The organism is Thermus antranikianii DSM 12462 (assembly GCF_000423905.1).
Lineage (GTDB): Bacteria > Deinococcota > Deinococci > Deinococcales > Thermaceae > Thermus > Thermus antranikianii.
The window spans coordinates 23,778-44,424 of the sequence record NZ_AUIW01000003.1 but is presented as its reverse complement, the minus strand read 5'-3'; the positions used below and the strand labels follow the sequence as shown (position 1 = coordinate 44,424).

Sequence of the window (20,647 nt, the reverse complement as noted above, 5' to 3'; positions counted from 1 at the left end):
CTTTCTCAAGCCTCTACCCGCTGGGGCGTGCGGAAGGTCAGGCCCATGGGGCCAGCGTCCACCACCACGGCATCCCCCTCCTTGATCTCTCCGGCCAGGATCTTCACCGCCAGGGGGGTTTCCAGCTCCCGGGCGATTACCCGCTTCAGGGGCCTGGCGCCGAAGACGGGGTCGTAGCCCCGCTCGGCCAGGTAGTCCTTGGCGGCCTCGGTAAGGGTGAGGGTGATGCGCTTTTCCGCCAAGCGGGCCCTGAGGCTTTGGAGCTGGATCTCCACGATCTCCCGCAGCTGCTCCCGGGTGAGGGGCCTAAAGACCACGATCTCGTCCAGGCGGTTCAGGAACTCGGGGCGGAAGTGCTTTTGCAGCACAGCGAAGACCTCCTCCCGGATGCGCTCGTAGGGCAGGCCCTTCTGGATACCCTCGAGGATCAAGGGGCTTCCCAGGTTGGAGGTGAGGATGATCACCGTGTTGCGGAAGTCCACGGTGCGCCCGTGGGAGTCGGTGAGGCGGCCGTCGTCCAGGATCTGCAGGAGGATGTTGAAGACATCGGGGTGGGCCTTCTCGATCTCATCGAAGAGGATAACCGTGTAGGGGCGGCGCCTCACCGCCTCGGTGAGCTGCCCACCTTCCTCGTAGCCCACGTAGCCGGGTGGGGCCCCGATGAGGCGGGAGACGGCGTGCTTCTCCATGTACTCCGTCATGTCAATGCGGATCATGGCCTCCTCGGTGTCAAAGAGGGTGGCGGCCAGGGTCTTGGCGAGCTCCGTCTTCCCCACCCCCGTGGGCCCGAGGAAGAGGAAGCTTCCGATGGGCCGGTTCGGGTCCTTGAGGCCGGCCCGGGCCCGCCTTATGGCGTCGGCCACGGCCCGGATGGCCTCCTCCTGCCCCACCACCCGCTTGTGGAGCTCGTCCTCAAGCCTTAAGAGCTTCTCCCTTTCCCCTTCCAGGAGCTTGGAAACCGGGATGCCCGTCCAGCGGGAGACGATCTCGGCGATGTCCTCCTCGGTCACCTCCAGGCGCACGAAGCGGGCGTTTTTGAGCTTCTCGGAGAGGGCCTCCACTTCGGTCTCGAGGCGGGGAAGCTCCCCGTAGCGGAGCTCGGCGGCCCGGTTCAGGTCGTACTGGCGCTCCGCCAGCTCGATCTGCCGCCGGACCTCATCCAGGCGTTGCTGGGTCTCCCGCAGCTTCTTCAAGACCTCCCGCTCCGCCTCCCACTCGGCCTTGAGCTTCTCGATCTCCTGGTTGAGGTGGGCGATCTCCTCCTCGATGGCCTTGAGCCTTTCCTGGGAGTCCGGGTCCTTCTCCTTCTTTAGGGCCTCCCGTTCGATCTCCAGCTGGAGCTTCTTCCGCTCCAAGGTGTCGATCTCCTCAGGGGCGCTTTCCAAGGCCATGCGCAGGCGGGCTGCCGCCTCGTCGATGAGGTCTATAGCCTTGTCGGGAAGGCGCCTTTCCGTGATGTAGCGGTGGGAGAGGACCGCCGCCGCCACCAAGGCGGGATCGGAGATCCTGACCCCGTGGTGCACCTCGTACTTCTCCTTGATGCCCCGGAGGATGGAGATGGTCTCCTCCACGCTGGGCTCGTCCACGAAGACGGGCTGGAAGCGCCTTTCCAGGGCGGGGTCCTTCTCGATCTCCCGGTACTCGTCCAGGGTGGTGGCGCCAATAAGCCGAAGCTCCCCCCGGGCCAGGGCGGGCTTCAGCATGTTGCCGGCGTCCACGGCCCCCTCGGCCTTGCCCGCCCCCACCACGGTGTGGAGCTCGTCGATGAAGAGGATGATTTCCCCCTGGCTTTGCACCACCTCCTGGATCACCGCCTTCAGGCGCTCCTCAAACTCACCCCGGTACTTGGCCCCGGCCAGGAGGGAGCCCATCTGCAGGGAGATGATGCGCTTGCCCTTGAGGCCTTCCGGCACATCCCCCTTGACGATGCGCTGGGCCAGCCCCTCCACGATGGCGGTCTTGCCTACCCCGGGTTCGCCGATGAGGACGGGGTTGTTCTTGGTGCGCCGGAGGAGGATCTGGATGGTGCGCCTTATCTCCTCGTCCCGGCCGATCACCGGGTCCAGCTTGCCCTCGGCGGCCAGCTTGGTGAGGTCGATGCCGTACTGCTCCAGGGCGTTGTAGGTGCTTTCCGCGTGTTCCGTCTGCACGGTTTTACCCCCCCTCAGTTCCTGTAGAGCCTTCCTTAGAGGGCCTCCTTCGGGAATACCTACCTGGAAGGAGGGCTCGGCCCTCGAGGCCTCCGCCAAGGACAGGACCAAGGTGTCCAAGGCCACAAACCGGTCCTTAAGCTCCCCCATGAGGGCCTCGGCCCGGTCCAGGGCTCGGGCGAGCCTTTGGGAAAGGTAGTGGCCCACCTCGGCCCCTTCCACCTTGGGCATTCGCGCCAATTCCCGCTCGGCGCTTTCCCTGAGGGCCTTGGGGTTACCCCCTGCCCTCTCCAGAAGCCGCCAGGCCAGGCCCGTGGGGTCTTTCAGGAGCACCGCCCATAGATGGGGCAGGTCGATGGCCTGGTGCTTCATCTCCCGGGCCAGGACCTGGGCCTGGGCCAGGGCCTCGCGGGCGGCTTGGGTCCAACGTTCCAGGTTCATGCCCCCTTTCCTCCCACTGCCTAAATCATATCACTTGATAGAAGTCATGTCAAGTGAGCTGCGCATACTAAATAACCAACCCCAACCTCGCACCCAGGAGAGGTTCGCTGAACGAGAGCGGTGGCAACGCTCTTTGTCCTGATTATAAGGGAAGGAGGATGGGAGGAATGTCCCGGTCTTCGGCCTTACTGGCTTGGGGAGCTTTTTGGGAAAGCCAAAACCCCTAGCAGGGCTTAGCGGCGCTCCAGGATCTCCACCACCAGAGCTGCCCCCACCAGGTTGGCCCCCAGATCGCGGCGGATGCGTTCCGCCTTGGCCATGCGCAGAAGGTCTTCCTCCCGAAAGTACCAGGCACCCCCCACCTCCAGGGGCTCCACGAAGCCGATCTCCACGTAGGCCCGCACCGCCCCCAGGGAGAGGCCGTAGTCCGCCAGGGCTTCCAGGGATAGATAGGGGCTACGCGCGAGCATAACGCACCTCCTTGAGCTTCCGCCAAAGCTCCTCCTCCTCAGGCGTCAGGTGCTCGGGGATCACCACCCGTACCTCCAGGTAGAGGTCCCCGCGGCCATGGGGCCCGGGAAAGCCTTTCCCCTTAAGCCGGAGCTTTCTCCCTGCCTGGGTTTTGGGGGGGATGGTGACCTCCACGGGGCCTTCCAGGGTGGGGGCCCGCACCTTGCCGCCCACCACGGCGATGGGGGCGGGGACGTCCAAAATGGCGTAGAGGTCCTGGCCCTCGAGGCGGAAGACCGGATGGGGCAGAAGGCGCACGGAAAGGAGCAGGTCCCCTGGGGGTTCCCCAGGCCCTCCCAGGCCCGCCAGGCGGATGAGGCTTCCTTCCTGCACCCCTGGGGGAATCCTCACGGAAACCCGCCTTCCCCCCACCTCCACCACCTTTTCGCCTCCCCGGAAGGCTTCCTCGAGGGTAAGGGGAAGCTCGGCCCTGAGGTCGCGGCCTTTCCTTGGCCTCCTCCGCCCCATGCCCCCAAAGAGCCCCCCGCCAAAGAGTTCCTGGAAGAAATCGGAGAAGTCCTCCACGTCAAACCCGGAGAAGTCGTACCCCCCAGGGGGTGGGGGCGGGGGAGGGGTGGCGGTGCCGTAGGTGTCGTAGACCTTGCGCTTTTCCGGGTCGGAGAGGACGGCGTAGGCCTCGTTGATCTCCTTGAAGCGCTCTTCCGCTTCCGGGCTTTTGTTCACGTCAGGATGGTACTGGCGGGCCAGACGTTTGTAGGCCCGCTTGATCTCCTCCTGCGTGGCGTTTCTCGGTACCCCCAGGATGGCGTAGTAGTCCTTCATGGCCTACTCCACGCCCTCTTCTTCGGGGCTTTTCTCCTCGCCCACCGCCACCCGGGCCGGGCGCACCAGGGCCTCGCCCAGTCGGAAGCCCCTTTGGAAGACCCGGGCCACCTTGCCGGGCTCCCCGGGGAGGAGGCCGATGGCCTCGTGGTAGCGGGGGTCAAAGGCCTCCCCCTCCCCCGGCACCTCCTCGATCCCAAGCCCTGCCAGGATGCGGAAGAAGCCTTCCCGCACCGCCTTAACCCCTTTGAGGATGCTCTCCGGGTTGGCCTCGGCGAACTCCAAGGCCCGCTCCAGGTCGTCCAGGACGGGGAGAAGGGCCCTGACCGCCCTGAGGATTCCTTCCCGTTCCCTAACCCTAAGCTCCTCCTCCATGCGCTTGCGGTAGTTGTCAAAGTCGGCGAGGAGGCGCACGTACCGGTCCTTTAGGGCTCGAAGCTCCTCCTCCATGGCCAGGAGGCGTTGCTCTAGGGCCAAGGCCTCCTCGCCTACCGCTTGGAGGTCTTGCTCCACCTGGGCGGCCTGCTCCTGTTGGGTTTCCTCACGTTCCTTCTCCATGTTTCCTCCAAGAGGGGGCAAGGGGAGGCCCCTGCCCCGGCAGGGGCCAGGGCAGGGGAGCTTTAGTCGGCGGGCTTGTAGTCGGCGTCGATCACGTCGTCAGGGCCACGGCTGGATGCCCCGGTGGTCCCGGCGGTGGCGGCCTTTTCGTAGGCCTCCACTGCCTTCAGAAGCTCCTCCGTGGCGGCCTTCAGCTCGGGATCAGAAGCATCCTTCTCCACCAGCTCCTTGGCCTTGGCGATGGCCGCCTCGAGGCGCGCCTTGGCCTCGGGGGTGCTTTGCTTCTCCTGGAGGATCCTCTCCGCCTGGACACGGGTGGAGTCCAGGGTGTTCTTGAGCTCGGCGTGCTCCCGGCGGCGCCGGTCCTCCTCCGCGTAGCGCTTGGCCTCCTCGATGATCCGTTGGATCTCCTCCTCGGAGAGGGTGGTGGTGTTCTGGATGGTGATGGAGGCCTCCTTGCCCGTGGACTTCTCCTTGGCGGTTACGTGGAGGATGCCGTTGGCGTCGATGTCAAAGCAGACCTCGATCTGGGGAACCCCGGCGGGCATGGGGGGGATACCCTCGAGGCGGAACCGACCCAGGCTCTTGTTGTCCGCGGCCATGGGGCGCTCGCCCTGGAGGACGTGGATCTCCACCGCGGTCTGGTTGTGCTCGGCGGTGGTGAAGATCTCGCACTTGCGGGTGGGGATGGTGGTGTTCCTGGGGATGAGCACGGTCATCACCCCACCCTTGGTCTCCACCCCCAGGGAGAGGGGAGTGACGTCCAGGAGAACCACATCCCGCACCTCTCCCATGAGGACCCCTGCCTGGATGGCCGCTCCCATGGCCACCACCTCGTCGGGGTTCACGGAGCGGTTGGGTTCCTTGCCCAATAGTTCCTTCACCACCCTCTGCACCGCGGGCACCCGGGTGGCTCCGCCCACCAGGATCACCTCATCGATCTGGGCTGGGCTGAGCCCTGCGTCCTTCAGGGCCTGCTCCACCGGGCCCCTAAGGCGCTTCAGGAGGGGCTCGATGAGCTCCTCAAACTTGGCCCGGGTAAGCTTCTTCTCCAGGTGCAAGGGGGTCTTGCTGGCGGGATCCAGGGCGATGAAGGGGAGGCTGATGGTGGTCTCCACGGTGCTGGAAAGCTCGATCTTGGCCTTCTCCGCCGCCTCGATGAGGCGCTGGAGGGCCTGGCGGTCCGCCTTGAGGTCCACCCCGTACTCCCGCTTGAACTCCTCCGCCAGCCAGTTCACGATGGCGTGGTCCATGTCGCTGCCGCCCAGGTGGGTGTCCCCGGAGGTGGACTTCACCTCAAAGACCCCCTCGCCGATTTCCAGCACCGTCACGTCAAAGGTGCCGCCCCCCAGGTCGAAGACCAAGACGGTTTCGTTTCCCTTCTTGTCCAGGCCGTAGGCCAAAGCGGCGGCGGTGGGCTCGTTGATGATGCGCAAGACCTCGAGGCCCGCAATCCGCCCGGCGTTGGCCGTGGCCTCCCGCTGGGCGTTGTTGAAGTAGGCGGGCACGGTGATCACCGCCTTGGTGATCTTCTCCCCGAGCTTCTTGGAGGCGTCCTCCACCAGCTTGCGGAGGACCATGGCGCTGATCTCCTCGGGGGTGTAGAGCTTGCCCTTGATCTCCACCCGCACCCCGCCATCGGGCCCGGGGACCACCTTGTAGGGGACCCGCTTGGCCTCCTCCTGGACCTCCTCCCAGCGGCGGCCAATAAACCGCTTGATCTCAAAGATCGTCCCTTCCGGGTTCAAAACCGCCTGGCGCTTGGCCATGCGGCCCACCAGGGTTTCGCCATCCCGGAAGGCCACCACGCTGGGGGTGGTCCTTTCGCCCTCCGCGTTCTCCAAGACCACGGGCTTACCGCCCTCCATGATGGCGATCACGCTGTTGGTGGTGCCCAGGTCAATGCCCACTGCCTTGGCCATAGCTACACCTCTCGTTTCGAGCATAGACCATGCCACATGGATAAGTCAAGAGAGTTGAGCCTATTTATATCATGGTGCCCCAGGCTACCCGGATTTCCACCAGGGCGTGTACCCTAAGAGAAGACATGTCCCGGCTTCCCTTGAACTTCTTGGTCTTCGTATTGGGCCTGCTCCTTTTGGCCTGGGCCTTCAGCCTGGCGGGCACGGCGGGGAACCCCGGGGGTGGGGTGAACTACACCACCTTCCTGGAAGACCTGCAGGCGGGCCGGGTGAAGGAGGTGGTGGTGCGGGCCGGGGATACCCGCATCCAGGGCACCCTCACCGATGGCTCCACCTTCACCACCTACGCCGCCAGCCCCCCGGACAACCAGACCCTTGAGGCTTGGGTTCGCAGGGGGGTCCACGTGCGGGTGGAGCCCCCCCAGGGCCAAAGCCCTTTGGGCTTCCTGTGGCCCCTTCTCCTGGTGGGCCTTTTGGTGGGCGCCCTCTTCTACTTCTCCCGCAGCGGGCGCGCCGGGCCCTCGGACTCCGCCTTCAGCTTCACCAAGAGCCGGGCCAAGGTGCTCACCGAGGCCCCCAAGGTGACCTTCAAGGACGTGGCCGGGGCCGAGGAGGCCAAGGAGGAACTTAAGGAGATCGTGGAGTTCCTGAAGAACCCCGCCCGCTTCCACGAGATGGGGGCCAGGATTCCCAAGGGGGTTCTCCTGGTGGGCCCACCTGGGGTGGGGAAGACCCATATCGCCCGGGCGGTGGCTGGGGAGGCCAAGGTGCCCTTCATCACCGCAAGCGGTTCCGACTTCGTGGAGATGTTCGTGGGGGTGGGGGCGGCCAGGGTCAGGGACCTCTTTGAGACCGCTAAGCGCCACGCTCCCTGCATCGTGTTCATCGACGAGATCGACGCCGTGGGCCGCAGGCGCGGGGCGGGGGTAGGGGGTGGCAACGACGAGAGGGAGCAGACGCTGAACCAGCTTCTGGTGGAGATGGACGGGTTTGAAAAGGACTCCACCATCATCGTCATGGCCGCCACCAACCGGCCCGATGTTCTGGACCCGGCTCTTTTGCGTCCGGGCCGCTTTGACCGCCAGGTGACCATAGATGCTCCTGATGTGAGGGGTAGGGAGCAGATTCTCCGCATCCACGCCCGGGGTAAGCCCCTGGCGGAGGATGTGGACCTAGCCCTTTTGGCCAAGCGTACCCCGGGCTTCGTGGGCGCGGACCTGGAGAACCTCTTGAACGAGGCGGCCCTCCTGGCGGCCCGGGAAGGCCGCAAGAAGATCACCATGAAGGACCTCGAGGAGGCTGCCGACCGGGTGATGATGGGGCCGGCCAAGAAGAGCCTGGTCCTCTCTCCCCGCGACCGCAAGATCACCGCCTACCATGAGGCGGGGCATGCCCTGGCCGCCCACTTCCTGGAGCACGCCGATGGGGTGCACAAGGTGACCATCGTGCCCAGGGGCCGGGCTTTAGGCTTCATGATGCCCAGGCGGGAGGATATGCTCCACTGGAGCCGGAAGCGCCTTTTGGACCAGATTGCTGTGGCCCTGGCGGGGCGGGCGGCGGAGGAGCTCATCTTTGAGGACGTGACCACAGGGGCGGAAAACGACTTCCGCCAGGCCACGGAGTTGGCCCGGCGCATGATCACCGAGTGGGGCATGCACCCCGAGTTTGGTCCGGTAGCCTATGCCGTGCGGGAGGATACCTACCTGGGTGGTTACGACGTGCGCCAGTATTCCGAGGAGACCGCCAAGCGCATCGACGAGGCGGTACGCCGCCTCATCGAGGAGCAGTACCAGCGGGTGAAGAATCTCCTTCAGGAGAAGCGGGAGATCCTGGAGCGGGTGGCGGAAACCCTCTTGGAGCGGGAAACCCTCACCGCCGAGGAGTTCCAGAAGGTGGTGGAGGGCCTGCCCCTGGAGGAGGAGGAAAGCACCCCCCAGGAGCGCCCGGAAAAGGAAACCCCCCGGGTGGTGCCCAAGGTCAAACCAGGAGGGGCGTTGGGCGGAGCTTGATACCCCCTCGCCTTGGCGAAAGCCAAGGCGAGGGCCCCGGAAGATCCTTGCCCCCACGATGTTCTGGGACACCTAGGGGCACGGCATAGGGAGAAGGGTAGGAATAAACCCGGGGGGCTAAAGCCCCCCGGGGGAAGGGAATACCTTACTTCTTGACCTTTTCCTTTAGGGCCTTGCCCGGCTTGAAGGCGGGATACTGGGTAGCGGGGATCTTGATCTTCTCCTTGGTGCCGGGCTTCACGCCGGTGCGAGCCTTGCGCTTGCGCACCTCAAAGGTGCCGAAGCCGGTGAGCTGGACCTTGTTCCCCCCCGAAAGGGCCTCTTCTACCTTGGAGAGGAACGCATCCACCGCCGCCTTCACGTCCTTTTTCTTGAGGCCCGTTGCGGCAGCTACCTGATCCACCAGATCCGCTTTGGTGACCGTTTTCTTTGTTGCCATTCTTCACCTCCCTCCTCTTTTCCCTTCCGCAAGGACTATAGCACGCCTGAATGCAGGCATGCAATACTCTGACCCATTTGTATACCTGCGTATAGTAATGTGTGATAACGGAAGTATTGGCTCTAGCGGTACTGGGGTGGCAGAAGTTCCCGTACCCGGGCCTCTATCTCCCGGGTCAGGCTTTCCAGCTCCTGGTGGGTAAACCGGGAAAGCCTCGGAACCGGTATAGGTTTGCCGTAGATCACCCGGATGGCCTTGCGCAGACGGAAGAGCTTTCGTCCCACGGGCCAGGCCTGGTCCGTACCCACCACGGCCACGGGTACCACGGGACTCCCGGTGCGCAGGGCGATAGCCGCCACCCCGGTCTTGAAGGGCTGGAGCTTGCCCGTGCGGCTTCGGGTTCCTTCCGGGAAGATGCCGAAGGCCATGCCCCGTTCCAGGGCGCGGATGGCGCCCTTGATGGCGGAGAGGTCGCTTTGCCCCCGCTCCACGGGGATGGCGTACAGCCGCGGCAAGAGCCGGGATAGGAAGGGAAGGCGGAAGAGTTCGGACCGGGCCAAGAAACTCACCGGGCGCCGTATCCCGGCTCCGATAACGATGGGATCTAGGACGGAAAGATGGTTCGCAGCCAAGATTACCGGGCCTTCCCGGGGAACGTTCTCCTCGCCTTCAGCGCGGAAGCCGAAAAGAAGGTGAAGAAGGAGCCGGACCAAGTACCAGAGAGCCTGGTAAAGAGGGTCAGGCCGGTGGCTTTCCACGGGCTTCAGTCTACGGGTCCAGCCGGCGGAGGGCCTTGCCCGCCTCGAGGTGGGCCAGGCGCAAGGGTTCCGGTAGGCGGGAGCGGGTGGGAAGATGCTTCACGAAGGCTAAGGCTTCCTCCAGGCCCACCCGGTGCCCTGGGGAGATGAAAAGGGGCTTGACCCCCTTTCGGCTGCGGTAGGCGTAGCCCAGGGGGCGGCCTTCCGGGGAGAGAAGCCTTACCGCACTTCCCGCCTCCAGGGGCAAGGGAGCCTCGAGGCGGCCGTAGAGCAAACTCTTGGCCACCCCGATGCTGGGAAGGTCCAGGTGCACCCCCAGGTGGCTGGCGATGCCCAGGCCTCGGGGATGGGCGATGCCTTGGCCATCCACCAAAAGGGCCTCGGGTGGCTCGGGAAGCGCCTGTAAAGCCTGGAGATAGGCAGGAGCCTCGCGGAAGGAGAGGAAGCCGGGGATGTAGGGGAAAAGGGCTTCCTCGGGCACCACCCCTACTCCCACGGCCAGGGGGCCCTTCTCCAGGTGGTAAAGCACCGCCACCGCCACAAGGGGCTTCCCCCTTTTATGGGAGGCGTCCAGGGCGGCGATCCGCTTGGCGTTTCGGAGGCTTCCCTCCAGGATCACCCTTTCCGCCAGGCTCCTCTGCAGGGCCATGGCCGTTTGAAGGTCCTCCGGCTTGGGGAAGGGCATCATGGGCTTTCCGGGGGTTAGGTGGCCTCCCGCAGGCGCTCCAGCACCTCGGGGTCGGAGGGATCCACCCCGTAGAGAAGGGCCAGGTAGTAGGCGGTCCAGGCCAACCGGTACCAGAGGGCCAGGGCCTGGGCCAGGCGGCTTCCCGTGGGAGCGGGCACCTCGGCGATGGCGTCCACCCGGGTTTCCAGGATTTCCTTGGCTAGACGTACCGCTTCCCCTTCTCCCAAAAGGAGGGCGGCCAGGGGGTCTCCCTGCTCGTGGCGGGCCTCGAGGCCCGTGAGGAAAAACTCTAGGGCGCTATGGGGTGGGGTGAGGGCCAGGCTTTTGCCGATGCGGGCAAAAAGGCTTTGCGCCGCTTCCTCCAAGGGGCGGTAAAAGGGAGCGTAGAGGAGGGGGATCCGCTCCACCAGGGTGTAGGCCAGGAACTTGGCGGGGTTCTCCTCGAGGGGGATTTCCGGGGTGAGGCGTTTTCGTTCCTCCAGCAGGGTCCTATCCACCTCCGAGAGGGCCTCCTCCTGTCCTGTGGCCAGAAGGAGGAAGCGCAGGTAGCGGTAAGGGTTCAGGGGGCTAGGGGACAGGTAGACCTCCACCCCGGGGCGGAGGCCCACCTTGACCACCTGCACCCGCTCCGTTTCTGCCAGAAGGGAAAGGGCAGCGGCTTCTCCCAGGTCGTACCCTCCTTCCAGCACGAACAGGGTTCCCTCCTCCGTCCAATCGGGAAGGCCGGACAGCCGGGCGGCGAAGTGACCCTCCCCATAGCCCAATGCGGCGTGGGGTGCGGGGTAGGACCGGGTGGGCACGGGTCCCGAGCCCACCAGGTCGCGAAGCTCCAGGGCCAGGCCCCGGCGGTCCGAGAGATAGGTTTCCTCGCGGTCTAGGTCGCGCATACCCCTTATGCTAACCCTCGTGCGGCTTTTTCGTCCCAAGCCGGTGCTGCGTCCCTGGGGGGGAGGTGCCTTGGGCTTCGGCCCAGGGGTGGGAGAGGTGTGGCTTTCGGAGGAGCCCCTCCTGGTGAAGATCCTGGACCCAGGGGAATGGCTTTCCGTGCAGGTTCACCCACCCCATGCCTATGCCCTAGAGAAGGAAGGGAGGCCCGGCAAATACGAGGCCTGGTACGTGCTCACCCCAGGGGAGGTGGTTTACGGCTTTTCCCGGCGGGTGGGCCTCGAGGAGCTTAGGGATGCGGTGGCCAGCGGGAACCTGGACCCTATCCTGAACCGGATTCCCGTGGCCCCGGGCCAGGTGCTCTACCTGCCCGCCGGGGTGGTGCATGCCTTGGGCCCGGGGGTGAGGGTCTACGAGGTGCAGACGCCCTCGGACCTCACCTACCGGCTTTACGATTACGGCCGCCCCCGGGAGCTACACCTGGACAAGGCCCTCGAGGTGGCTATTCTGGAGCCCATCCCGTTACCCCCTGTCCGGCCCGAGCCGGTGGAAGGAGGAGAGTGCCTCCTCAAGACGCCCTATTTCCACCTCTATCGCTATCCCTTGCGGGGGGTCCTTCATCTTAAGCCCCAGGCTCCCCTTCTCCTCACCCTCCTGGAGGGCGAAGCCCAGGTGGAGGGCACTTCCTTGGCACCCCCGGCCACCTTCCTACTGGAGCCGGGGGAAGGGATCCAGGTGGAAGGGGAGGGGTTTTTCCTCGGGGCGAGCCCTACAGGGCCCTGAAAAGGGCTTCCACCCTGGGGGAGGGTCGCTCCCCAAGCTCTTCCCAAAGCCTTTTCCGGTAATGCTCCAAAAGCTTTCGAGCCCGGGCCCGTTGCCCCTGGGATAGGCAGGATTCCACCAGGGGGATGAGGGCTTCCTCGTCCAGGGGGTCCAGCTCCAGGAGGCGCTCCAGGAAGCGGGGTTCACTCCTCTTCAGGAAAAGGGTCCGCACCCGGTGGAAGACCTCCTCCCGCTTGCGGTCCAGATGGGGGTGGTCCAGGCCAGGGAACAGGGGTTCCTGGTAAAGGCGAAGGACTTCTTCCGCATCCTCCTGCACAAGAGCTTCTTCCAGAGCCTCCAGGTCGGAGGTTACCTGCGCCAACCCCTCCTCCCCCAGGTAGGTGGGAACCCCCCAGGGCTCCAGGAGCTTCCGGATGCGGGCAAGCCACACGTAGAGGTTGTTGAGGGCAGCCTCCTCGGAGAGGTCCGGCCAAAGGGCAAAGGCCACCTCCTCCCGGGGAAGGCCGAGAAGCAAGAGGGCGAAGACCTCCTTGGCCTTGCCCCTTAGCTCCACAGGCCCCAAGGGGTTTTCCACATGGAAGCGTCCCACCACCTCAACCTTCAAGGGAGGTATCTCCGGAAGCCTCAGGGCGATGGCTTCCTTCCAGCCCAGGCGCAGGACCTCCAAAAGGGGATAGGCCCGGGCAAGCTCGGGCCGCTTACGGGGCAGGGTTTCCAGAGGAAGGAGGCCGGGGAGGATCCCTTCCCTGGCATCGGTGAGGGCAAGGAGGGCTTCCAAATCCCCTTCTTCCCGTAGGAGGCGGTAGCGGGCGGCGTGCCATAGAAGCCTTTCCTCCCGGCTTTCGGGGTAGGGGGGAAGGAGGCCTGGGTCCTTTTGCAAGAGGGCCCGGGTGAGGCTTGGGAACAAGCCGGAGAGCCCCTCGAGGATCCCTGGGTCCTTCTTCAGCTCCGCGAGAAGGGCCCGTCCCCTTTCCACCAGGTAGGGGGTTTCCCAAAGCTCCGCCTGGGCCACGTGGCGGGTAAGGGCCTCGGCATCCCCTTCCAGGTGGGCGAGGAGCATCTTGGCCTCAAGGGAGGCCAGGGGGCTTCCGGGGGTTTGGGCGGCCCTTTCCAGGTAGGTGCGGGCCTTCTCCCTTTGCCCCAGGAGAAGGTGGAGCCAGCCCAGGTCCCGGAGGTGCCCTGGGATGTTCTGGGGCATGTGCTCTTCCATGAGCCTTAAGGCTTCCTCCAGCGCCTGGATCCTTTCCCCGAGGCTACCCCGAAGCTCAAAGCGAAGCAGGGCCAGGTTGACAAGGGGGGCGATGCGGTAGGGGCTTTCCGGGGGGAGGTACCTGAGGGCTTCCTCCAGGAGGTGGGCGGCTTCCTCCGGCTTGCCCTCGGCAAAGGGCACCTGGGCCACGTCGTTCAGGAAGCGTCCAGCCAGTTCCGGCCTCACCCTTGGAACCAGCTCCAGACCTTTTTCCAGGTAGGTGCGGGCCCGGGAAAGATCCTTCCCCAAAAGGGTTTCGGAAAAGTAGTAGGCCAGGTGCCCTAAGGCGGTGAGGGCAAGAGCCGGGTCCTTATCCGCCTCTGATTCCGCCAGCTTTTCCAGAAGGGATAGCCCCTCCTTCCTCCCGCACTGGGCCAGGGCTTCCCCGAGCCGCAGATGAGCCCTGGGGCCCCCGCGGCGCAGGAGGTGTTCCCACTCCAGAAGCCTTTCTGCGGGGATGGGGAGGGTGATGGGGCGCTCCAGCAGGTCCAAAAGTTCCCCCTCGAGGCCCGCTTCCCAGTAGGCCTCGGCCAGAAGAAGAGGGGGAAGGCGGGTGGCGCTTTGGCGTACGGCCTCCTGCACTTCCCTGCGCAGGCTACGCTTGGCCATCTCCTTCAGGAGGGGATGAAGGGCGTAGCCCTCAGATAGGCGCCTTAGAAGCCCTTTTTGGAAGAGGCTTTCCGTTTCCGGCCGGGCAAGGGCAAGGGGCAGATGAGGCAAAGCAGCCAGGAGAAGGCCTTCTTGGAACTCCTCCGGGGATAGGCTCTCCTTCAGGCCCTGGATGAGGGCCATGGGCTCGGGAGGGCTTCCCGTGAGGGCGGAGAGGAAAAGGGGAAGGGGCCAGCCCCCCGTGGCCCGGTGGGCTTCCTCATACCCCTCCTTGCCAGCGAAGAGGAGCCTGGCTTCCTCCAGGGTGAAGGCCAGGTCCACCGCCTTCAGGTGCACGAGCCTTCCCTCCGCCAGGAGCTTGGGAAGCTCGGGGTAGGGGAGGGGTTTTCGGCTGGCCAGCACCAGGAGGCAGGGGAGAGTGCGGAGGAGGGGGGAGAGATCCTCCGTTCCCGTCAGGTCCTCCAGGACGACCAGGGTAGGTTCAGCCCGAAGGGCCTCCACCACCCCTCCCCAGGGCACTTCCTGGGGCAGGTCCAGGGCCTTGGCCAGAAGGCTGCGGGGCTCGCCCAGAAGGCTGCTGGCCCAGAGGGTGCGAAGGCCCAGTTGGGCGGCAAGCTGTCCCGCCAGGACGCTTTTTCCGAAGCCGGCTGGGGCCTCGAGGTGGATGGCAAAGCCAGGTTCTTCGGGTAGCCGTTCCAGGAGCCTTTTCCGTTCCAGATAAACCGGGCTTTGCCACGCCAGGGCCATGCTTGGGTTCCATTGTAAGCGGGGGTCGCCCTTGACCAAAGCCCCTTACTCCCCCGAGACTGGGGGGCATGGACCGGCCTTACCTGGACCTAGGTCCCTGTGGCCCCTTGCGGGGGGTTCTGCGCGTTCCCGGGGACAAGTCCGTTACCCACCGGGGGCTCATGCTCCTGGCCCTAAGCCAGGGGGAGGGCAGGCTCTTCTATCCCCTAAAGGCTGGGGACACCCTTTCCACCGCTCGGGTCCTGAGGGCCTTGGGGGCGGAGGTCCACGAGGAGGGCCCCCACTTCCGGGTACGGGGGCAGGGGCTACGCTTGAAGGAGCCCGAGGATGTGCTGGACTGCGGCAACGCCGGGACCCTGATACGCCTCATCCTGGGCATCCTTGCGGGGCAGGAGGGGCTTTTTGCGGTCCTTACGGGGGACGCTTCCCTGCGCCGCCGTCCCATGGGCCGGGTGGTGGAGCCCCTAAGGGCCATGGGGGCTTCCATAGATGGGAGGGAAGGGGGTAAGAAGGCCCCCCTGGCGGTGCGGGGCGGAGGTTTAAAGGGAATTTCCTACACCCTTCCCGTGCCCAGCGCCCAGGTGAAAAGCGCCCTTCTCCTGGCCGGGCTTTTTGCCGAGGGCGTCACGGAGGTGGTGGAGCCTGTTCCCACCCGGGACCACACGGAAAGGCTCTTCCGTCACTTCGGGCTTCCCTTGGAAACCGAGGGCCCGCGCATCCGCACCCGCAGGGCCGAGCCCTTCCCTGCCAGGGACCTCACCGTGCCCGGGGATTTTTCCTCTGCCGCCTTTTTCCTGGTGGCGGCTCTCCTCACCCCGGGTTCCGAGGTCACCGTGGAGGGCGTGGGCTTGAACCCCACCCGCACTGGCCTTCTCAAGGTGCTCCGGGAGATGGGGGCGGATCTGGAGTGGCAGGTGGTGGAAGGGGAGGCGGGGGAGCCCGTGGGCTGGATACGGGCCCGGTATAGCCCCCTGAAGGGGGTTTCCGTGGATCCGGGGCTCATCCCCCTCATGGTGGACGAGGTGCCCGTCCTGGCCGCCGCCGCCGCCTGGGCGGAGGGGGAGACCTATATTCCAGGTCTTTCCGAGCTAAGGGTGAAGGAATCGGACCGCGTTGCCGCCATCGCCCATAACCTCAGGGCTTTGGGGGTGGGGGTGGAGGAGGGGCCGGACTGGCTTAGGATCCAAGGCGGTGGGGTGAAGCCGGGGGAGGTGGAACCCTTCCACGACCACCGCATCGCCATGGCCTTCGCCGTGGCGGGGCTTCCCGTGGGGGTTAGGGTTTGGGAGCCCCATTGGGCGGAGATCTCCTACCCTGGGTTCTTCCAGGACCTGAAGCGGCTATGCGGGGCATCGTGACCATCGACGGGCCTTCCGCCTCGGGAAAAAGCTCCGTGGCCAAAAAGGTGGCGGAGGCCTTGGGGGTACCCTACCTGAGTAGCGGCCTCCTCTACCGCGCCGCCGCCTACCTGGCCCGGAGGGTGGGGGTGGATCCCGGGGATGAGCCAGGTATCCTGGCTCTTTTGGAAACTTACCGGGTGCGTTTGCTCCCCGAGGTTCAGGGCAACCGGGTGGTGGCCGAGAAGGCTTCCACCTTGGAGGACCTGACCCCTTACCTTCACACCCCGGAGGTGGATCGCGTGGTTTCCCAGGTGGCGCGCCATCCCGGGGTGCGGGCCTGGGTGAACGAGAGGCTTAGGGAAGTGCCGCCTCCCTTCGTGGCCGAGGGGCGGGACATGGGGACGGCGGTCTTTCCCCAGGCGCCCCACAAGTTCTACCTCACGGCCACGCCGGAGGTGCGGGCCAGGCGGCGCACCCTGGAGCGGCCACAGGATTACCGGGAGGTGCTGAAGGAGCTGATCCGACGGGACGAGCTGGACCGGGCCCAAAGCGCCCCTGCTCCCGAGGCCATCGTGATCGATACCAGCGGGATGACCCTCGAGGAGGTGGTGGCCCGGGTGCTCTCCCACATCCAGGACTGACCATGGTGCCGGGAGCCAAGGAAAGGCCGGTACAGGAGTTCCTTAATGTCCTTCTCTTCCGCCCCTTGGCCCACCTGCTGGTCCTCTTGCTGTACCGCACCCGCGTTAGGCCTCACCACCTGGTCCTCTTCCATACGCTCTTGGTCCTGCTCGCCGCCAGGTTGATCCATCTGGGCCAGGATGTGCCCGCAGCCTTTCTTCTCCAGCTAAAAACCGTTTTGGACAACGCCGATGGCCAGCTGGCGCGCCTCAGGGGGGAGGTCACGGAGCTCGGGCGGTACCTGGACACGGAGCTGGATCTTTTGGGGAACCTCTTCCTCTTCCTGGCCCTGGGGGCGCGCACCGGGGCCTGGGAGCTGGCCTTTGCAGCCTTTTTGGTTTTCACCCTGGTCCAATCCTACGACTTCAACCTGGAAAGGCTCTACAGGGAGGCCCATGGCCTTCCCCTGCCCGCGGAAAGGCAGGATCCCCCCAGTCCTTTGCTGGGTCTTCTGCGGGGGGTCTACCGCCTCTTTTTCCTGCCCCAGGACCAGGGCATAAGGGCCCTGGAGGGCTTTGTGCTCCGGCGTTTTCGCCTTGTTCCCGAGCGCTTCTGGGACGAGGGGGCTTTGGCGGGGGTGGTGAACCTGGGCCTCACCACCCAGCTTTTCTTCCTGGGGGTCTTTTTGCTTTTCCAAAGCCCTGAGGCCTACCTCACCTTCGTGCTCCTTCAGGCCCTGTATCTTGTCCTTTGGTATCTATGGAGAATCCTCCGCGCCATCCCATCCCCACGGTAGGGGCCCTGGTGGAACAGGGGGGCCGGGTGCTTCTGGTGCGCACCCCGAAGTGGCGGGGGCTATGGGGGGTGCCTGGGGGAAAGGTGGAGTGGGGGGAAAGCCTCGAGGAGGCCTTAAGGCGGGAGTTCCGGGAGGAGGTGGGCCTTGACCTTAGGGAGGTGCGCTTCGCCCTGGTGCAGGAGGCCATCTTCAGCCCGGAGTTCTACAAGCCCACCCACATGCTCCTCTTCAACTACTTTGCCCAAGGGGAAGGGGAGGTGCGGCCGGGCGAGGAGATTCTGGAGTGGGCCTGGGTAAGGCCGGAAGAGGGCTTTTCCTTTCCGCTGAATAGCTTCACCCGGGTTTTGCTGGAAACCTACCTGGTGGTAAAAGGGGGGAGATGAGGGTTGCCTTGGTCACGGGAAGCGCCAAGGGCATTGGCCGGGCCATCCTCCTGGCCCTGGCCAAGGAGGGTTTTCACGTGGCGGTGCACTACCGCACCTCGGAGGGCCTGGCGGAGGCCACCCGCCTCGAGGCGGAGGCCCTGGGAGTCAAGGCCATCAAGGTGCGGGCTGACCTCACCCGGGAGGAGGAGGTCTTGGCCCTGGTGGAGGAGGTGCGCTACCACCTGGGAGGGATCGGCGTTTTGGTGAACAACGTGGGGGATTACCTCTATAAGCCCATAGAGGAGGTTTCCCTGGAGGAGTGGCGGTGGATCCTGGACTCCAACCTCACCAGCACCTTCCTCCTCACCCAGAAGGTCCTTCCCCTCATGGTGGCCCAGGGGTATGGGCGCATCGTGAACCTGGGCTACGCCGGGGCCCAGAACCTCCTGGCCCGGACCCACATCACCCCCTACGCCATCGCCAAGACCGGGGTGATCCTCTACACCAAGGCCATCGCCAAGCGGTTTGCCCAGGCGGGGATCACCGCCAACGTGGTGGCCCCGGGGGTGGCGGAAAACTCCGTGTCCAAACCCCTTCAGGAGATCCCCATGGCCCGTCTGGCCCTGCTCGAGGAGATCGCCCGGGCGGTGCTCTTCTTCGTGCGGGAGCCCTACGTGACCGGGCAGGTCCTCGAGGTGGCGGGGGGGTGGAACCTCTAGGGCTACCCCACCCTGGCCTTTGCCAGGGTGGGGGCCCCGGAAGAAGCTCTCGTTTGGGTCTAGCCTACCCAAATGCACATCATGTTGTGCTAACCTGAGGGCATGGGCCGAAACTTAACCTTAAGGCTTCCCCCAGAGCTGGTGCGCCGGGCCCGGGCCTTGGCCCTGAAGCGGGGCTTGAGCCTAAACGCCTGGGTGGCGGAGCTTTTGGAGAAGGAGGTGGAGCGGGAGGAGGGTCTAGAAGAGGCCTTTAGCCGTCAACTTTCCTGGATGCGTCAGGGAATCCTGGATACCGGGGGCATACCCTTGCCCTCCCGGGAGGAGGTGCATGATAGAGCCCCCTGAGTTCGTGGATACCAATGTTTTGGTCTACGCCTACGACCGCTCCTCCCCGGCCAAACGGGAGCGGGCCCTTGCGCTCCTGGAGCACCTTATGGTGGAAAGGCGCTTGGCGTTATCCCTTCAAGTGCTCCAGGAGTTTTACGTGGTCACCACCCGTAAGCTCCAAGCCCCCCTTTCCCCGGAGGTGGCCCGCCAGATCTTGACCGACCTCGGTAAGGCCTGGGTGCACGAGCCCACCCTAGGGGATGTTCTTAAGGCCACCCACCTGGCAGAGCGCCACCGGATCTCCTTCTGGGATGCCCTCATCCTGCAAAGCGCCCGGGCCCTAAAGGCCCAGGTGGTATGGAGCGAGGACCTGCACCCTGGGGTCTATGGAGGGCTAGAGGTGAGAAACCCCTTTGCGTGATAGGGTATAGCCTATGGACGGGAACGCTCCCGATCCCAGGTACTGGGAAAAGATGCGCCTGGTGGCCGAGGTCTTGAAGGCGGTGGAAGGCCCCATCTACATCGCCACCCACGTGGACCCCGATGGGGATGCTATAGGAAGCTCCTTAGGCTTATACCGGGCCCTTAAGGCCCTGGGCAAAGAGGCCTACTGGGTGGCCGAGCCCCCTAGGTTCCTGCGCTTTTTGCCGAAGGAGGAGGAGTACTCGGATCCCGTGGACAAGCTTCCCGTGGGGGCTACCCTGGTGGCCCTGGACAGCGCCGAGCCTAGCCGGGTGGTGGGGGTGCCGGTGGAGGGTTTTGTGATCAACATTGACCACCACGGCACCAATCCCCGTTTCGGGCATATCGCCGTGGTGGATCCCTCCAAGGCGGCCACCGCCCAGATGGTGAAGGACCTCATTGATCTCCTTGGGGTGGAGTGGACGGCGGAGATCGCGACCCCCGTCCTCACCGGCATCCTCACCGACACCGGTAACTTCCGCTTCGCCAACACCACGCCCGAGGTCCTGCGGGTGGCGGCGGAGTTGGTGGGGTACGGGGTGAAGCTGGCCGAGCTTACGGATCGGCTTCAGTTCCGCCCCCCCTCCTACTTCCGCCTTATGGGACAGGTGCTTTCCACCGTGGCCTTCCACTTTGGGGGGCTTCTCGTCACCGCCCACCTTCCCGAGGATGCCAAGCGGGAGGAGGAGGACTCCGACGACTTCGTGGGGCTCATCCGCTACGTGGAGGGGAGCGTGGTTTCCGTCTTCCTGCGCAAGCGGGAGGAAGGGGTGAAGGTATCCATCCGCTCCCGGGGCGGGGTTTCCGCCCAGAACATCGCCGTGAAGCTTGGGGGTGGGGGGCATGTACCTGCTGCCGGGGCCACCTTAAAGGACGTTGACCTGGACCGGGCCTACGAGCTGGTCCTCGAGGCGGTGGCGGAAGAGCTTCGGCGGGCAGGGTACCTCTAGGGCCTGGGGGGGCGCCAGACGAGGGAGGGGGCCCCTAGGCCCTCGGGTGCCACCTCCTCTCCCGGTTCCACCAGGCGCTTTAGACGGTAAAGGCCTCCCCGGGGCTCCCGGTAGACCTCCAGGAGGCTGGTTTCCCCGTCCACCAGCCAGCTTTCCGGGATGCCCGCTTGGGCGTAAAGGGCCAACTTCTTTCCGTCCATGTCCTTGGTGGTATACGCCACCTCCACCACCAGGAGGATGTCCGTTGGCTCGGGGAAGGACTGGACGTAGAAGTCCTCTCGGGGCTTTAGCAGGGCAATGTCCGGTTGAGGCAGGGAAAAGGGATTTAGAAGGATGGGGTTTTGTACCGAGACGATGGCCCGGTCCCCGTAGAGCCTTTCCAAAGTCTTGGCCAGGTAGGAAACCAGCCCCGCGTGTCCGCTACCGATGGGGGCCATCTCGTAAACCTCCCCGTCCAGGAGCTCAAGCCGCACCCCTTCCGGCACCTCCCTAAGGAGGGCTTCAAACTCCTCCTTGCGGATGCGGTGGCGAACCAT

The 20,647-nt window shown here is 65.2% G+C and carries 21 protein-coding genes; 10 read left to right on the top strand and 11 right to left on the bottom strand.

All coding sequences use genetic code 11. The features are described from left to right. Nucleotides 1-5 precede the first annotated feature (5 nt). The 5 genes from clpB to dnaK all read right to left on the bottom strand — a co-directional run bounded on the left by clpB (nt 6) and on the right by dnaK (nt 6,364). A complete protein-coding gene (gene clpB / locus G584_RS0103550; protein WP_028493377.1) occupies nt 6-2,591 on the bottom strand; it encodes an ATP-dependent chaperone ClpB in 2,586 nt (861 codons plus the stop codon). 233 nt (nt 2,592-2,824) lie between these two features. Further along, entirely contained in the window at nt 2,825-3,061 is a 237-nt protein-coding gene (locus G584_RS0103545) for a chaperone modulator CbpM (protein ID WP_028493376.1), read from the bottom strand. Further along, nucleotides 3,048-3,884 carry a DnaJ C-terminal domain-containing protein gene (locus G584_RS0103540; RefSeq protein WP_028493375.1) on the bottom strand — a complete coding sequence of 279 codons (837 nt, stop codon included), beginning with the start codon at nt 3,882-3,884 and terminating at the stop codon, nt 3,048-3,050. The genes G584_RS0103545 and G584_RS0103540 overlap by 14 nt, the downstream gene beginning before the upstream one ends. Before the next feature lie 3 nt (nt 3,885-3,887). Continuing rightward, entirely contained in the window at nt 3,888-4,442 is a 555-nt protein-coding gene (locus G584_RS0103535) for a nucleotide exchange factor GrpE (RefSeq protein WP_028493374.1), read from the bottom strand. 62 nt (nt 4,443-4,504) lie between these two features. Further along, on the bottom strand, nt 4,505-6,364 hold the full coding sequence (dnaK, locus tag G584_RS0103530; RefSeq protein WP_028493373.1) for a molecular chaperone DnaK: 1,860 nt from the start codon (nt 6,362-6,364) through the stop codon (nt 4,505-4,507). A gap of 125 nt (nt 6,365-6,489) precedes the next feature. Between dnaK and ftsH the strand changes: the two genes are divergently transcribed. Continuing rightward, nucleotides 6,490-8,373 carry an ATP-dependent zinc metalloprotease FtsH gene (gene ftsH, locus G584_RS0103525; RefSeq protein WP_028493372.1) on the top strand — a complete coding sequence of 628 codons (1,884 nt, stop codon included), beginning with the start codon at nt 6,490-6,492 and terminating at the stop codon, nt 8,371-8,373. A 145-nt stretch (nt 8,374-8,518) separates the two neighbouring features. On the opposite strand, the gene G584_RS0103520 is transcribed toward ftsH, so the two are convergent. The 4 genes from G584_RS0103520 to G584_RS0103505 all read right to left on the bottom strand — a co-directional run bounded on the left by G584_RS0103520 (nt 8,519) and on the right by G584_RS0103505 (nt 11,145). Continuing rightward, nucleotides 8,519-8,812, bottom strand: a complete 294-nt coding sequence (locus G584_RS0103520; protein ID WP_028493371.1) for an HU family DNA-binding protein — start codon at nt 8,810-8,812, stop codon at nt 8,519-8,521. A 122-nt stretch (nt 8,813-8,934) separates the two neighbouring features. Further along, the gene (locus G584_RS0103515; RefSeq protein WP_028493370.1) at nt 8,935-9,570 is read right to left on the bottom strand and encodes a lysophospholipid acyltransferase family protein; all 636 of its coding nucleotides are present in this window, start codon (nt 9,568-9,570) and stop codon (nt 8,935-8,937) included. A 10-nt stretch (nt 9,571-9,580) separates the two neighbouring features. Then, nucleotides 9,581-10,258, bottom strand: a complete 678-nt coding sequence (locus G584_RS0103510; protein ID WP_028493369.1) for an endonuclease V — start codon at nt 10,256-10,258, stop codon at nt 9,581-9,583. Nucleotides 10,259-10,272: 14 nt separating this feature from the next. After that, the gene (locus G584_RS0103505) at nt 10,273-11,145 is read right to left on the bottom strand and encodes an SIS domain-containing protein (RefSeq protein ID WP_028493368.1); all 873 of its coding nucleotides are present in this window, start codon (nt 11,143-11,145) and stop codon (nt 10,273-10,275) included. Nucleotides 11,146-11,152: 7 nt separating this feature from the next. On the opposite strand from G584_RS0103505, the gene G584_RS0103500 reads away from it, so the two are divergent. Continuing rightward, the gene (locus G584_RS0103500) at nt 11,153-11,926 is read left to right on the top strand and encodes a class I mannose-6-phosphate isomerase (protein WP_157626371.1); all 774 of its coding nucleotides are present in this window, start codon (nt 11,153-11,155) and stop codon (nt 11,924-11,926) included. Here G584_RS0103500 and G584_RS0103495 read toward each other — a convergent pair. Next, complete coding sequence (locus tag G584_RS0103495) at nt 11,913-14,531, bottom strand: AfsR/SARP family transcriptional regulator (RefSeq protein ID WP_028493366.1); 2,619 nt, start codon at nt 14,529-14,531, stop codon at nt 11,913-11,915. The genes G584_RS0103500 and G584_RS0103495 overlap by 14 nt on opposite strands. Before the next feature lie 68 nt (nt 14,532-14,599). On the opposite strand from G584_RS0103495, the gene aroA reads away from it, so the two are divergent. The 8 genes from aroA to G584_RS0103455 all read left to right on the top strand — a co-directional run bounded on the left by aroA (nt 14,600) and on the right by G584_RS0103455 (nt 20,111). Further along, nucleotides 14,600-15,889: a 3-phosphoshikimate 1-carboxyvinyltransferase gene (aroA, locus tag G584_RS0103490; RefSeq protein ID WP_028493365.1), complete on the top strand. Its 1,290-nt coding sequence runs from the start codon at nt 14,600-14,602 to the stop codon at nt 15,887-15,889. Next, the gene (gene cmk, locus G584_RS0103485) at nt 15,874-16,512 is read left to right on the top strand and encodes a (d)CMP kinase (RefSeq protein WP_028493364.1); all 639 of its coding nucleotides are present in this window, start codon (nt 15,874-15,876) and stop codon (nt 16,510-16,512) included. Before aroA ends, cmk begins: the two co-directional genes overlap by 16 nt. Nucleotides 16,513-16,514: 2 nt before the next feature. Further along, entirely contained in the window at nt 16,515-17,288 is a 774-nt protein-coding gene (locus G584_RS0103480; protein ID WP_028493363.1) for a CDP-alcohol phosphatidyltransferase family protein, read from the top strand. Beyond that, complete coding sequence (locus G584_RS0103475; RefSeq protein WP_028493362.1) at nt 17,252-17,671, top strand: NUDIX domain-containing protein; 420 nt, start codon at nt 17,252-17,254, stop codon at nt 17,669-17,671. Before G584_RS0103480 ends, G584_RS0103475 begins: the two co-directional genes overlap by 37 nt. After that, a complete protein-coding gene (tmpR, locus tag G584_RS0103470; protein WP_015717885.1) occupies nt 17,668-18,372 on the top strand; it encodes a bifunctional dihydropteridine reductase/dihydrofolate reductase TmpR in 705 nt (234 codons plus the stop codon). The genes G584_RS0103475 and tmpR overlap by 4 nt, the downstream gene beginning before the upstream one ends. Nucleotides 18,373-18,474: 102 nt before the next feature. Next, complete coding sequence (locus tag G584_RS0103465) at nt 18,475-18,717, top strand: YlcI/YnfO family protein (RefSeq protein WP_028493361.1); 243 nt, start codon at nt 18,475-18,477, stop codon at nt 18,715-18,717. Continuing rightward, entirely contained in the window at nt 18,701-19,120 is a 420-nt protein-coding gene (locus G584_RS0103460) for a PIN domain-containing protein (RefSeq protein WP_028493360.1), read from the top strand. The genes G584_RS0103465 and G584_RS0103460 overlap by 17 nt, the downstream gene beginning before the upstream one ends. A 13-nt stretch (nt 19,121-19,133) precedes the next feature. Beyond that, a complete protein-coding gene (locus tag G584_RS0103455) occupies nt 19,134-20,111 on the top strand; it encodes a DHH family phosphoesterase (protein ID WP_028493359.1) in 978 nt (325 codons plus the stop codon). On the opposite strand, the gene G584_RS0103450 is transcribed toward G584_RS0103455, so the two are convergent. Then, nucleotides 20,108-20,647 carry a Uma2 family endonuclease gene (locus tag G584_RS0103450; RefSeq protein ID WP_028493358.1) on the bottom strand — a complete coding sequence of 180 codons (540 nt, stop codon included), beginning with the start codon at nt 20,645-20,647 and terminating at the stop codon, nt 20,108-20,110. The two genes, G584_RS0103455 and G584_RS0103450, sit on opposite strands and share 4 nt — an antisense overlap.

Excerpts from the sequence above, each read along its gene's own strand:
- clpB (WP_028493377.1), bottom strand. The coding sequence starts at position 2,591 with ATGAACCTGGAACGTTGGACCCAAGCCGCCCGCGAGGCCCTGGCCCAG.
- G584_RS0103545 (WP_028493376.1), bottom strand. The coding sequence starts at position 3,061 with ATGCTCGCGCGTAGCCCCTATCTATCCCTGGAAGCCCTGGCGGACTAC.
- G584_RS0103540 (WP_028493375.1), bottom strand. The coding sequence starts at position 3,884 with ATGAAGGACTACTACGCCATCCTGGGGGTACCGAGAAACGCCACGCAG.
- G584_RS0103535 (WP_028493374.1), bottom strand. The coding sequence starts at position 4,442 with ATGGAGAAGGAACGTGAGGAAACCCAACAGGAGCAGGCCGCCCAGGTG.
- dnaK (WP_028493373.1), bottom strand. The coding sequence starts at position 6,364 with ATGGCCAAGGCAGTGGGCATTGACCTGGGCACCACCAACAGCGTGATC.
- ftsH (WP_028493372.1), top strand. The coding sequence starts at position 6,490 with ATGTCCCGGCTTCCCTTGAACTTCTTGGTCTTCGTATTGGGCCTGCTC.
- G584_RS0103520 (WP_028493371.1), bottom strand. The coding sequence starts at position 8,812 with ATGGCAACAAAGAAAACGGTCACCAAAGCGGATCTGGTGGATCAGGTA.
- G584_RS0103510 (WP_028493369.1), bottom strand. The coding sequence starts at position 10,258 with ATGATGCCCTTCCCCAAGCCGGAGGACCTTCAAACGGCCATGGCCCTG.
- G584_RS0103505 (WP_028493368.1), bottom strand. The coding sequence starts at position 11,145 with ATGCGCGACCTAGACCGCGAGGAAACCTATCTCTCGGACCGCCGGGGC.
- G584_RS0103500 (WP_157626371.1), top strand. The coding sequence starts at position 11,153 with ATGCTAACCCTCGTGCGGCTTTTTCGTCCCAAGCCGGTGCTGCGTCCC.
- G584_RS0103495 (WP_028493366.1), bottom strand. The coding sequence starts at position 14,531 with ATGGCCCTGGCGTGGCAAAGCCCGGTTTATCTGGAACGGAAAAGGCTC.
- aroA (WP_028493365.1), top strand. The coding sequence starts at position 14,600 with ATGGACCGGCCTTACCTGGACCTAGGTCCCTGTGGCCCCTTGCGGGGG.
- cmk (WP_028493364.1), top strand. The coding sequence starts at position 15,874 with ATGCGGGGCATCGTGACCATCGACGGGCCTTCCGCCTCGGGAAAAAGC.
- G584_RS0103480 (WP_028493363.1), top strand. The coding sequence starts at position 16,515 with ATGGTGCCGGGAGCCAAGGAAAGGCCGGTACAGGAGTTCCTTAATGTC.
- G584_RS0103475 (WP_028493362.1), top strand. The coding sequence starts at position 17,252 with ATGGAGAATCCTCCGCGCCATCCCATCCCCACGGTAGGGGCCCTGGTG.
- tmpR (WP_015717885.1), top strand. The coding sequence starts at position 17,668 with ATGAGGGTTGCCTTGGTCACGGGAAGCGCCAAGGGCATTGGCCGGGCC.
- G584_RS0103465 (WP_028493361.1), top strand. The coding sequence starts at position 18,475 with ATGGGCCGAAACTTAACCTTAAGGCTTCCCCCAGAGCTGGTGCGCCGG.
- G584_RS0103460 (WP_028493360.1), top strand. The coding sequence starts at position 18,701 with ATGATAGAGCCCCCTGAGTTCGTGGATACCAATGTTTTGGTCTACGCC.
- G584_RS0103455 (WP_028493359.1), top strand. The coding sequence starts at position 19,134 with ATGGACGGGAACGCTCCCGATCCCAGGTACTGGGAAAAGATGCGCCTG.
- G584_RS0103450 (WP_028493358.1), bottom strand. The coding sequence starts at position 20,647 with ATGGTTCGCCACCGCATCCGCAAGGAGGAGTTTGAAGCCCTCCTTAGG.